The 13,613-nt window shown below is 60.5% G+C and carries 5 protein-coding genes; 1 reads left to right on the top strand and 4 read right to left on the bottom strand.

Translation table 11 applies throughout. From position 1 onward, the window contains the following. Nucleotides 1-10: 10 nt before the first annotated feature. A complete protein-coding gene (locus EGM97_RS25620; protein WP_238965267.1) occupies nucleotides 11-1,369 on the bottom strand; it encodes a TolC family outer membrane protein in 1,359 nt (452 codons plus the stop codon). A 450-nt stretch (nucleotides 1,370-1,819) separates the two neighbouring features. On the opposite strand from EGM97_RS25620, the gene EGM97_RS25615 reads away from it, so the two are divergent. Then, nucleotides 1,820-8,191, top strand: a complete 6,372-nt coding sequence (locus EGM97_RS25615) for a retention module-containing protein (RefSeq protein WP_477788882.1) — start codon at nucleotides 1,820-1,822, stop codon at nucleotides 8,189-8,191. A gap of 93 nt (nucleotides 8,192-8,284) precedes the next feature. Here the strand turns inward: EGM97_RS25615 and EGM97_RS25610 are convergent, their stop codons facing one another. From EGM97_RS25610 to EGM97_RS25600, 3 genes are all read right to left on the bottom strand, one after another. Next, a complete protein-coding gene (locus tag EGM97_RS25610; protein ID WP_477788881.1) occupies nucleotides 8,285-10,594 on the bottom strand; it encodes a hypothetical protein in 2,310 nt (769 codons plus the stop codon). A gap of 303 nt (nucleotides 10,595-10,897) precedes the next feature. After that, nucleotides 10,898-12,496: an Ig-like domain-containing protein gene (locus EGM97_RS25605; protein WP_477788880.1), complete on the bottom strand. Its 1,599-nt coding sequence runs from the start codon at nucleotides 12,494-12,496 to the stop codon at nucleotides 10,898-10,900. A 270-nt stretch (nucleotides 12,497-12,766) separates the two neighbouring features. After that, a complete protein-coding gene (locus tag EGM97_RS25600; RefSeq protein ID WP_238965595.1) occupies nucleotides 12,767-13,096 on the bottom strand; it encodes a DUF6124 family protein in 330 nt (109 codons plus the stop codon). Nucleotides 13,097-13,613 lie beyond the last annotated feature (517 nt).

Raw genomic sequence — 13,613 nt, 5'->3', positions numbered from 1 at the left:
TCCCCGTGGACTACTTCAGTTCAGGCAACCGCGCTTCGTTTTTGACCTCGGTCTGGGCGACTGCGTCGGCGGGCAATACCACGCGCTGCTTGCTCAACAACACGCCCATGTTCGCCAGCACGCGGTACATCGAGTATTCCTCGGTGTAGCGGACTTCCGTGTAGCGACGGTTGGCGTTGTACAGCTCGTTTTCGCTGTCGAGCAGGTCGAGCAGGGTCCGCTGGCCGAGGCCGAACTGATCCTGGTACGCCGCCCGGACACGGGCGGTGGTGTCGGCGTATTCCCGGGCGGTGGGGGTCTGTTTGCGGGCGTTGTTCATGGCGTTCCAGGCCAGGCGCGTGTCTTCGTTGAGCTGGCGCAGGGCGTTGTTGCGGATGTCCATGGCCTGGTTGATCTGGTGGGAATTGGAGGCCAGTCGCGCCTTGTCGCTACCGCCGCGGAACAGGTTGTAGTTCATCACCACACCGACCCGCCAGTTGTTGTCATGGCCTTCTTCGCCACCGATGTTGTTATTGGCACCCACCGCCGCTTCGGCGTCGAACCGTGGGTAGAACGGCGACTTGGCCGATTCATACTGGCTCTGGGCGGACTGGATGTCGGCCTGGGCGGATTTCAGGTAGGGGTTGTTATCCACCATGCTCTGCTGGGCTTCGCGCAGGTCTGCCGGGATCTCGCCTCGGGTCGAGGGCGGCGTCTCCAGCTCATCGGGCATGCGCCCGACCACGCTGTAGAAGTTGGCCTCGGCGTCGGCCAGGTCTACCTGGGCGGTGTCGTAGTTGTTTTCCGCCAGGGCCCGGCGGGCATTGGACTGGTCGGAGTCGGCGGTGCTGCCCACCCCGCGCTGGGTGCGCAAGCCGATCTGGTCGTTGACCCGCAGGTGCGCTTGCAGGTTGTTCTTGGCAAGGGTCACCAGTTCGCGACGCTTGAGCACTTCCAGGTAGACCTCGATGGTGCGCAGTGCCAGATCCTGGGCGGTGCCTTGGGCGTAATAGGCGCGGGAGTTGACCACTCCTTTGGTGCGTTCCACTTCATTGCTGGTGTTGAAACCGTCGAAGAGCATCTGCCGCAAGCGCAGTTCCGACTGGGTATAGGTCAGCACGTTGGTGTGGTGGTTGCCCTGCGCCCGCGTGCTGGGGTTGTCGCTGTAGCCACGGCCGTAGCCTGCGTTCAAATCCACCGACGGGAAAAAGCCTCCTCTGGCGACCTTGACGTCTTCGTTGGCCGACAGACGGCTATCCACCCGCTGTGCCAGTTCCGGATGAGTCGCGATGGTGCTCTGGATCGCTTCGGTCAGCGACATGGCCTGCGCTTGAGATGAGCAGGCCATGGCCAGCAAAACCGCGCTGCAGAGGGGGGATAAAACGCGCATGGGGTGCATCTCCTGAGGTCTGTTGTGCTTCTGTGTCGCCAAAAACTTGACGTATTTAAGATCAAAACCGTTTCAACCTTGTAACAACACAGCTAAGAACATCCTGCACAAAACCTAAGAAGAATTTCTCATAGGGTTTATGCCGAAAAAAACTTATGTCCTTGGGAAAAAGCGGCACATTGTTCAGGACGAAAGCCTTTTAAATTGCGGCTTGCGGCGACTTTTAGGCGTCAAGAAAAGTTCCACGCAAATTTTTGAACGATGTAAGGATGTATCGAAGGGGCAGGATGAAAGGAGCTTTTTTGCGACGGTTTTTTGTCGTTGTGGCAAATAGCTAGCGCTTCTTGCTCAGGTAGAAGCTGGCAGATTTTCCAGATTTCTTGGGGGTGTCCGCCAGGCATGATCTTCACCCAGACAGTGCCGACGATCGTTGGCAACGGAGGAATGCACATGGCAGCGCTCATCGGTACCGTCAGCAAGGTGGTCGGACAGGTTTTCGCACAAGCGGCCGGAGGGCTGCGGCGACCGCTGGTCGAGGGCGATCGACTGTATGCCGGTGAACACCTGATAACCGGTGCCGAAGGCGCCGTGGCCGTGCACCTTGCCAATGGCCAGGAATTGACCCTGGGGCGTGAAAGCAACCTGACCCTGACGCCCCAGTTGCTGGCCAATCAGGCCCCCGCTGTCGATACGCCGCAAGCAGCGGCGCCGAGTGATGCGCAACTGACCGATGTGCAGAAGCTGCAACAAGCCATCGCCGCCGGTGCCGACCCGACCCAGGCCGGTGAAGCCACGGCCGCCGGCCCCGGCGCTGGTAATGCCCCTGGTGGCCTGGGGGGCGGACACAGCTTTGTACTGCTGGAAGAGGTGGGCGGGGAGGTTGAACCACAGATTGGTTTCCCGACGGCCGGGTTCAACGCGATTCCCGAATTCCCCTTGGTACGCCTGGCCGGTGACGCGGATGACGACGGTGACGACCAAGCCGTCCCACCCCAGACCCCGGACAATCCCGTGACCCTCGACGGCGTGGACGTAGAAGGTGGCGAGCTGACCGCCAACGAAGCCAACCTGCCCGACGGTTCTGCCAGCAATCCGACGGCGCTGGTGCAAAGCGGCACCTTCACCATCAATGCCCCCGACGGGCTGAGCAGCCTGAGCATCGGTGGCATCAGTGTGATCACCGGCGGCGTGCCTGCTGGCTTCCCCCAAAGCATCACCTCGCCACTGGGCAACACCCTGACCATCACCGGCTACGACCTCGCCACGGGCGTGGTCAGCTACAGCTATACCCTGACGGACAACGAAACCCATCCCGCCGGCAACGGTGCAAACAGCATCAGCGAACAATTTCCGGTCGTGGCCGTGGACACCGATAGCGACAGCGCTACCGGGACACTGGACGTCAACATCACCGATGACGTGCCCCAGGCCGTCGACGATACCCATACCAGCACGGCGTCGGAATCATTGGTCACCCTCACCGGCAGCGTATTGCCCAACGATCATCAGGGCGCCGACCGCATTCCCGTCGGCCCCGACAGCGGCCCGATCATCGGCGGTACGTTCACCGGGACCTACGGCACCCTGGTGCTCAACCCCAATGGCACCTACACCTATACCCTGAACACCAGCGACCCGCAGTTCATCGCGTTGCACGGCGGTGGCAGCGGCACCGAAACCTTCACCTACACCCTGACCGACGCCGACGGCGACACCAGCACCGCCAACCTGGTGCTGCAAGTCCACAACAACGACGACCCGGTGATCCTCAACGGCCTCGACACCCAGGGTGGCGAGCTGACCGTTCAGGAGAACAACCTCTCCGATGGCACCAGCCCCGATGCACCAGCCCTGACCCAGAGCGGCACGTTCACCGTCACCGCACTGGATGGCGTGCAAACCCTCAGCGTCGGCGGCATCAATGTCGTCACCGGCGGCGTGGTGGCAGGCTTCCCGCAATCGATCACCACCGCGTTGGGCAACACCCTGACCATCACCGGTTTCAACGCCGCGACCGGCGTGGTGAGTTACAGCTACACCTTGCTGGACAACGAGTCCCATCCAAACGCCAACGGCGCCAACAGCCTGAGCGAACAGTTCACGGTCGTGGCCACCGATGACAACGGCACCACCGCCACCGGCAACCTGGATGTGAACATCGTCGATGACGTGCCCAAAGCCGTGGACGACAGCAACGGCACCGCCTCGGAAAGCAACCTGACCCTGACCGGCAACGTATTGACCAATGACACCGAAGGCGCCGACCACGTGGCGTCCGGCCCTGTTACGGCCGGTACGTTTACCGGGACCTACGGCACCTTGGTTCTTAACGCCGACGGTTCCTACACCTATACCCTGAACACCAGCGACCCGCAGTTCGTCGCGTTGCACGGCGGTGGCAGCGGCACCGAAACCTTCACCTACACCCTGACCGACGCCGACGGCGACACCAGCACCGCCAACCTGGTGCTGCAAGTCCACAACAATGACGACCCGGTGATCCTCAACGGCCTCGACACCCAGGGTGGCGAGCTGACCGTGCAGGAGAACAACCTCTCCGATGGCACCAGCCCCGATGCACCGGCCCTGACCCAGAGCGGCACGTTCACCGTCACCGCACTGGATGGCGTGCAAACCCTCAGCGTCGGCGGCATCAACGTTGTCACCGGCGGTGTGGTGGCAGGCTTCCCGCAATCGATCACCACCGCGTTGGGCAACACCCTGACCATCACCGGTTTCAACGCCGCGACTGGCGTGGTGAGTTACAGCTACACCTTGCTGGACAACGAGTCCCATCCAAACGCCAACGGCGCCAACAGCCTGAGCGAACAGTTCACGGTCGTGGCCACCGATGACAACGGCACCACTGCCACCGGCAACCTGGATGTGAACATCGTCGATGACGTGCCCACCGCTCATGCCGATTCTGCCTCGGTGCAGGAGGGCGGGACGGTCAGCGGCAACGTGCTGGACAACGACGTGGGCGGTGCCGACGGGCCGGCCCCGAGCGGTGCGGTGATTGGAGTACGCGCCGGCGACGACACCTCGACGCCAGCCATCGGCGGGCTCAACACCCAGATCAACGGCACCTACGGCTACCTGACCCTGGATGCCAATGGCAATGCGGTCTATCACAGCAATCCGGACAGCGTCAGCGCACCCGGCGCCACCGACGTGTTCACCTACACCGTGCGCGATGCTGACGGCGATGAAAGCACCACTACCATCACCATCAATGTGCATGACGTCTGCCTCGTCGCCACGCCGGACCAGGACATCAGCGTCGGCGAAAAAGCCCTCGACCTGAACCAGGACGGCCAGGACCTGGCGCCGGGCACGGTCAACGGCAGCGACCCGAGTGCTACGGGTGAAACGGCCACGGGGTCCCTGGTGGGCTCGGTCACCGGCGCCACGGGTGCGGTGACGTTCACCCTGGTGGGCAACGCCACCGGCGCCTACGGCCAGTTGTTGCTGAACCCGGACGGTTCCTATACCTACACGCTGACCTCGCCCGCAACCACGACCCCCCACGCCAATGACGGCCCGAATGTGATGACCGAGAGCTTCACGTATCAGGCCACGGATTCCCTGGGCAACACGGTGACCAGCACCATCGTCATCAACATCGTCGACGACGTGCCGCAGGCTCACTGCGATACCGCCTCGGTGTTGGAGGGCGGCACCGTCAGCGGCAACGTGCTGGATAACGATGTACTCGGCGCCGACGGCGGAACGATCATCGGCATACGCGTCGGCAACGGCACCTCGACCCCGGCCATTGGCGGGCTCAACACCCAGATCAACGGCACCTACGGTTACCTGACCCTGGATGCCAACGGCAATGCGGTCTATCACAGCAACCCGGACAGCGTCAGCGCACCCGGCGCCACCGACGTGTTCACCTACACCGTGCGCGACGCCGATGGCGATGAGAGCACCACAACGATCACCATTGATGTGCACAACAGTTGCCTGGTCGCTGAAACCGATCAGGACATAACCGTCTACGAAAAAGCCCTCGACCTGCAGCAGGACGGCCAGGACCTGGCGCCGGGCACGGTCAACGGCAGCGACCCGAGTGCTACGGGTGAAACGGCCACGGGGTCCCTGGTGGGCTCGGTCACCGGCGCCACGGGTGCGGTGACGTTCACTCTGGTGGGCAATGCCACCGGTGCGTACGGCCAGTTGTTGCTCAACCCGGACGGTTCCTACACCTACACGTTGACCTCGCCCGCGACCACGACGCCCCACGCCAACGACGGCCCGAATGTCCTGAGCGAAAGCTTCACCTATGAGGCCACCGATGCCTTGGGCAACAAGGCGACCGGCAGCCTGGTGGTCAGCATCGTCGACGATGTGCCCACGGCCGTTGCGTCCGAGCGCTCGGTGACGGCGGTGGAAATCGATTCGAACCTGCTGATCGTGCTCGATGTGTCCGGTAGCATGGCCGATCCTTCCGGCGTGCCCGGGTTGTCGCGGCTGGATTTGGCGAAACAGGCCATCAGCGCCTTGCTGGATAAATACGATGACATGGGGGACGTGAAGGTCCAGTTGGTGACCTTCAGCAGCAGCGCCACCGACCAGACATCCGTGTGGGTGGATGTGGCGACCGCCAAGACGTTGCTTACCGGCCTGTCGGCCGGAGGCGGCACCAACTATGACGCGGCAGTGGCAGTGGCGAAGACGGCGTTCGTCACGTCCGGGCAACTGACCGGGGCGCAGAACGTCGGCTACTTCTTTTCCGACGGCAAACCCACCTCGGGCCAGGAAACCGGCACAGCGGATGAAGCCGCGTGGAAAACGTTCCTCGACGCCAACGGCATCAAGAACTACGCCATCGGCCTGGGCAGTGGCGTAAGCAATGCCAACCTCGATCCGCTGGCCTACGACGGCAGCACCCACACCGACACCAATGCGGTGGTGGTCACCGACCTTAACCAACTCAATTCGGTGCTTTCCGGTACCGTGCAAGGCGTGCCGGTCACCGGCAGTCTGCTGGGCGAGGGCGCTTCGTTCGGCGCCGACGGCGGCTTTGTCAAAAGCCTGGTGGTGGACGGCACGACTTATTCTTATGACCCGGCCGCCAACGGTGGGCAGGGCGCATTGACTGCCAGCGGCGGGGTCAACCATGGCACCTTCAACACGGTCAACAACACCCTGAGCATCGCCACCGATCACGACGGCACCCTGGTGGTCAACCTCGACACCGGTGAGTACAACTACACCTCGCAAACCACCACCAGCACGCTCATCACCGAGAACATCGGCTACACCGTCAGTGACAAAGACGGTGATCTGGCGGGCTCCACGCTAGTGATCAAGGTCGTGCCCAACAGCGCACCCGTAGCGATGGACGACCACATCATTTCCAACGTGCTGTCGGGTAATATCGTGGTGCCGGGGGAATTGCTGCTGGGCAATGACAGCGATGCCAACGGCGATCCGCTGACTGCTTCGCCCACCGGCTTCAATACCGGCTGGATTGCCAAAGGCGCGGACTTTACCGGCACTACCGGCACGGTCAGCTTCACCGGCAACAACGTGCAGTCGATCAATCTCGACCGCAGCACCTTCGTCGCCAATGCCGCCGCCATGACCGCGGTGCTGGTGGTCAGCGGCGCGCTGGGGGCGGTGTCCAACAACAATACCAACGATGAAGACCGGCTCAACATCAGCCTCAAGCAGGGCGAAACCCTCACCCTGGACCATAACCTGGCGGCAGGGCGCATCGCCCTGGAATACTCCCTCAATGGTGGGCCTTTCATCGCCATCAACGACGGTGCCTCGTTCACCGCAGCGGCGGACGGCAACTACCAGATCCACGTGACCAACATCCCCAACCCTGGCAATGGCAACGTCAATGCCTCGGAAAACTACCAACTGACCTTGACCGTCAACTACGCCGGCGCCCAGGACAGCGCGCCGGATTACCATGGCACTTACACCGCCAGCGACAACCATGGCGGCAGCAACAGTGCGGCGGTGGACATCGGCTACCAGGCGGGCCACACCCTGACGGGCACCAGCGGGGACGACGTGCTGCTGGCCGGCAACGGCGACAACATCCTGAACGCGGGTGACGGCAACGACATCCTCAGCGCCGGCTCGGGCAACAACACGTTGCACGGCGGGACAGGCAATGACTGGCTCTACAGCGGCGCGGGCAACGACCTGCTCGACGGCGGCACGGGCACCGACACCGCCAGCTACGCCCACGCCACGGCAGGCGTCACGGTGAACCTGGGCCTGCTGGCCGCACAAAACACCTTGGGCGCCGGCACCGACACCCTGGGCGGCATCGAAAACCTGGTCGGTTCGAACTTCAACGACACCTTGACCGGTGACGGCGGCAACAACCGCATCGATGGCGGGCTGGGCCATGACGTGCTCAATGGGAGTGGCGGCGACGACATCCTCATCGGCGGCCTGGGCAACAATACCCTCACCGGTGGCAGCGGCGCCGACAGCTTCCAGTGGCTGGCGGGCAACAGCGGCCATGACGTGGTGACCGACTTCACCCCGGGCCTGGACAAGCTTGATCTTTCCCAATTGCTATTGGGCGAGAACGGCAGCAGCGCATCGCTGGACGATTACCTGCACTTCACCGTCACCGGCAGCGGCGCCTCGGTCATCACCAGCATCGATGTCAGCACCACCGCCGGCGCCACCCCGAACCAGACCATCGACCTGGCCGGCGTCGACCTTGCCAGCCACTACGGCGTCACGCCGGGAGCGGGTGGAGTCATATCGGGTGGGGCGGACACGGCGACGATCATCAATGGGATGCTCAATGATCATTCGTTGAAGGTGGATACGGTGTGAGGTGAACTGAAACGACAGACCCCGCCTTTCCCTCGCTGGAAATGCATCGGCCGAGGCCAACGGCGCCGAATTGCCGCTGGGGGGCGGGAACTGTCATATCGCCTTGATCATCCATCCTGTCGCATAGTCGTCATCCTGATGCAATGACTCAGTATCCCCTGTCAAAGGATTGATGGAATATTCTCTTCTATCACCGGGAGCTGGGTTTGAAGTCCATGAACGCAGGTTGCTCAAACCCGGGTCACCGTCATGGATTGTTCGAATGGCTCCCCAAGTCTGAAGGTCTGGGATGACACCTCCAAAGCTCACCGCAGCGCTCCAGCAATACCAGTACGTGTGCCATTTATAGACATCACCCATGCCCATGAGCAGCCAAACGCCGGAGGTGGTGACTGGGTAGCTGACGTGCCCACCGAATTGATCATGAACGGTGATGGTGGCCGACCCTGAGAATTTCGACACAACCCGTGGTTGTGTTGACGTAAGAAGCTCAGCGATATTGGGATCACTGGAGGTGTATATATAGGGAGGCACCCCCCCTGTCGGTGTCCGCTCCACGTATGCACCTACTGGCGGGCGCGCTGGAAACTTGGCAGTTCTATACATTCTCGTGCTGAGAATGGCGTTGCTGGTATCGATCGCCATAGGTTCCACTACTGTAAATCGCCAAGGAGGCGACACTGGATTATCACGGTAGGTCGCCCGAGCGGTGATGCTATGCCCCCCTATCTGGAGTCCACTGAGGGTGTCATGCCATAAGCCATTGGCATCAACTTCTACGGTTCTTATATATCCACTGCTGTCAAAAATTTCGACTTTCGTATTGGGCGTTGCTTCGCCGGTCAGCCTTACGCTCGTCGCGAGGGTATAACCGCTATCGGAGATTGGGGTGCCGCTTAAATCCTTGACCGAGGTAATAAGCGGTGTATCCAGCACAGCGGACTTGACCGAATAAGTGCGTAACGGAAAGGCTGTGGCGTCCAGGACATCAGCGGAAGCGTTGAAGGTTACCCGCAACACAACGGTCAGGTCAGAGCGGTCCCGCAAAAGTTGTAGCTGGCCCCGTGAAACCGGTTTGAGCAGCCCCGCTCGGACTTCATCAGCGGTCACTTCGGACGCGGTTTGCAAGATGATCGTATGCTTTGTACCGTCGGTCCTGGTGCCTTCACAACTCAGCCAAACCCGCTGCCCCACCGCAATCAACGGCCAAGGCGCTACGGTAACGCGTGCATCCCCGATAAATTTACTCAGATCCAACTCACTACCAAGCCCCCCCTGCGCCGCCTCCGGAATCAACGGTATCGTCAGGCTGGCCACGGGCATCGCCTGCACATTTAACGTCAATACCTCCGAGGGCGGCGACTCCACGCCGTTCTGGATCACCGTGTAACTGACCGTCACCGCTTTACCCATGCTGAACGCCACTACACTGTTCGGAATCGGAACCTCCAAGCCATCCCTGACCGGCCATTCGCCCGAGGTGTGTGAACCTCCGGCTGGCGTGCCCGACGCGCCGGTCCAGGTGACTTTCAATGTGTCGTCGGGCAGCAGCGCGGCGTTGGCCGGCACCTGAACGGTCAGCGTGTCCTTGGCATTGACCGGGTTCAGGGTCGCGCCAGCGGCCTCTTTCACCGAAGGGGGAAGCAGATCTGACGGCCGACCAAGATGAATATCCAAACGCTTGATGGGCGACTGATTGGTATTGCCCAATTGGTCGGTCACCCGGTATTGGATCAAGGTATTGGCGTTGTCACCCGCCTGTTGGAAGGTATCGGTAAACAAGGTCTTCACCACAGGTGTCGAAGCGTCGGCCACCTCGAACGGAATGGTTACATCCCCCAACAGAAAATCGATGCGGTCGTAGTTTCGCGGGTTGGAGTAGGCAAAACCAAACTCCACGCCCTGCGCCGCTCGCTCGGCGCTGACCCCATCGCGGATCACATCGGGGGGAATCACCAGATCCAGGCCTTCCGGCGCGGGTTCGCCCGGAGCGCGCAGGTGATACAACACGAATAAGTCCCTGGAGGGCTGTGAGGAATTGTCACTGGGGCGGGTCACGAGGTAGTACAGCCTGTTGACGCCATGGATCAAGCGTCCATGGGGGATATGCAACGACATGCGGTTTCCTTCCTCCCCCGGCTGGACGGTATCGCCAGCGACGGGAGTGGGGTTGTCATTGACATACAGATCGACTCGATCCCAAGCCGCCAGCGTCCAGGATTGACGCTGCATCTCATTTAACGGGTCAATCAGGCATTGGAGCCCTTGTGGCTGATCGTCGTAAAGGCTTTTGGGGATACCGCCATCGGCGAGGTCGACCGGTTTCACTGGCGTAATCCAACCCGGAATGATGACGGGATAAAGCGCGAACAGATCGTCCAGGGTAGAAGAGTGGCTAGCCATCGGGTTCTCCTAGCGGGTGACGGGCGTGAGGTTCTTGGGTAGGGCTTATCACACGCCACACCGAGGCAATTGCCTACTGTCAGAATTGACAGTAGAGAACAGGTTTAGGACGGATGGTAGGGACTGTTGGTTGAACGCGAAAATATGCCGGAGACGGTGATTCACTGCGCAAACGGCAGGCAAGGCCTGCGCAGTTGCTTCTGCCTGAGGATATACACCGTCACCAGCAGGTACAGGGGTAAGGGGTCCGGGATCTGGGGACGGGTTCCCGCCGCGCCTGAGCCGAAATTCAGGTTTGTGCATTTACCCGATGACCCGCATACAGATCAGAGCCCTTCCCGCAAAATGCGTGGCGTTGTCAGTAGAACTCACAATGTCTGACGGGAACGAGGTAAATCCCCAGCTGCCGTTTGGGGGAATAGGGGGAGGAGCCCATATCAATACGGTCGGATATAGCCACTCGCTTCCGATCTCGAAGCGCGTAATCAGAGAGCTGCCCCAACCAAATTCGGGCCTGAAGCCCCCGGCCTGAACGTAAGGCGTAGCCCAGGTATTGGCTTGCCATGCATCCATGTAGGCGTTCCCGTTATTTAGGATAACGTCGTGAACCCTGCCGGCTGTGACGTCGTAGCTCGAGGTTTTCCCTGCGGAGTCACGAACGGTGATTGTGGTAGTGCCGGCGCCCTTGACCAGAACGCCTCCTTCTTCAGCATCGACCGTGGCGACACTTGGCTTGCTGGACCGGTAGGTATACGGAGGCATTCCTCCGGTTGGCTTTCGTTCCAAGTCGTAGTAACGATTTTTCGGCGCGAAGTTGCTGGTGGTGTAGATGATCTGGGTAAAGACATGTGGGGTTGTATCAATGATCTCGGAGGTTCCGACAGTAAACGTCCAGGGTTGCGACACCGGTTCGGTTCCATATTTCCCTTTGGCGGTGAAGCTGTGGTGACCCATGGCCAAGCCGATGACGGCGTGGGTCCAGATACCGCCGTCGACGTAGGCGATACCTTTGGAGTCGATGACGTCGAAAATCTCCACTCGCTGACCGCTCACCCCGGTGCCCCTGAGCGTGACGGCGGTAGCCTCGGTGCTTGTGCCATCGGGAATGTCAGCGCCTTGGGCATCTTTCACCGAGGTGATTTGCGGTGGGGCAAGTTGGTTCAGGTGGATATCCAGGCGCTTGGCGGATGACTGGTTGAAATTGCCCAATTGATCGGTAACCCGGTATTGGATCAAGGTATTGGCGTTGTCACCCACCTGTTGAAAGGTGTCGGTGAAAAGGGTTTTTGTCACGGGGGTCGAAGCGTCGATCACCTCGAACGGGACGGTTACATCCCCCAACAGAAAATCGATGCGGTCGTAGCTTCGCGGGTTGGAGTAGGTAAAACCAAACTCCACGCCCTGCGCTGCCCGTTCGGCACTGACCCCATCGCGGATCACATCGGGGGGAATCACCAGATCCAGGCCTTCCGGCGCGGGTTCGCCCGGAGCGCGCAGGTGATACAACACGAATAAGTCCCTGGAGGGCTGTGAGGAATTGTCACTGGGGCGGGTCACGAGGTAGTACAGCCTGTTGACGCCATGGATCAAGCGTCCATGGGGGATATGCAACGACATGCGGTTTCCTTCCTCCCCCGGCTGGACGGTATCGCCAGCGACGGGAGTGGGGTTGTCATTGACATACAGATCGACTCGATCCCAAGCCGCCAGCGGCCAGGCTAAACGCTGCATCTCCGTTAACGGGTCGATCAGGCATTGGAGCCCTTGAGGCTGATCGTCGTAAAGGCTTTTAGGGATACCCCCATGAGCAAGGTCGGCCGGTCTCACTGGCGTGATCCAACCTGGAATGATGACGGGGAAAAGCGTGAACAGATCGTCCAGGGTAGAAGATTGGTTAGCCATCGGGTTCTCCTGGCAAGTGATGATCGTGACCTCTAGAGACACGGTCATCACACTCCAGGCTGGAGAGACTGGCTACTGTCAGAACTTACAGGTTAGGACTGGTTTAAGACGAGCGGTCAGTGTGTCGACTAGGCTCTGTCTGAAAAGCCTTGATACTCGTTCATGCTGCGTTGAAAACCGGCTCGGAATGCTCATTTACTCCAGTAAACTGCGCTTCCTCGCCGGTTTTCGCCTTGCCTGACCTTCGTCTCAAGACTTTTCAAACAGAGCCTAGCGCAGGTTGACGGTGTCCAGCGCCCGGTTCGCCAGTAATCCGCTCAGCTCGATCAACTGCTGGATGCCCAACGCCACGTGCCGCCGTGAACCGTCCAGTTCAAAGGCCAGGTCACTGATCATGGCATCGGCCGAGGCCAGTGTTTCGCTGAGGTTGGCGAGCAGGTGTTCGGTGTCGATGCCGTTCACGACAGTGAAGAGTTGATTGGGGGGCGGATCGGTGTCGGGCTTTGACTCTAGATAAAAATCGAGGGCGCGTTTGGCGGCTTTGTCGAAGGCTGTTGGGGTTGGATCCGTGTCCGGCGGATTGGGGGTTGGTTTGAACATGGTGAATCTCCTACGGGGATGGCACCACCCAAACCTGTCGCTAAACAGAACTGGGTGGCAGCTGCATGCGGGTTAGCGAACCGGTCGTAGGCACCCGGCAGACCCGAAGGTCTCCCACATACAGCCGCCATAACGTAATTGCAGTCAGAACTGCCACGAAGCATGGAGTGCTTATTGTGCCTAGAGTGATCCGGGTCGCTAAACCCGATCGCTGATCAGTCAGCGACCCGCAAACGATAGAACCCACCCCCAAGGCGCACAAGCCGGCGGATTCTGGCGTAGTTGTAGGCAATGGCGCAAGGCGATGTAGCCCGGTCCGGCAATGTCCTACAGCAGAATAAACATAGGACCACTAGGGACAGTTCCGCTTTCAGAAACCCGATCGCCTGCATCGCAAGCAAGCTTTGCTTGTATGGTAGGACTTGAAGGGAGGAGGAGGGACAAGGCTCGATTCTGACTGTTAGCCGCAGTACAGACTGTGGGAGATTTCGCCCCTCCTCCTTTCACCCAAGCGCCG

This window comes from Pseudomonas sp. AF32 (assembly GCF_022342325.2).
GTDB classification, from domain to species: Bacteria; Pseudomonadota; Gammaproteobacteria; order Pseudomonadales; family Pseudomonadaceae; genus Aquipseudomonas; species Aquipseudomonas uvaldensis.
This window is presented reverse-complemented; position numbering and strand designations above follow the sequence as displayed.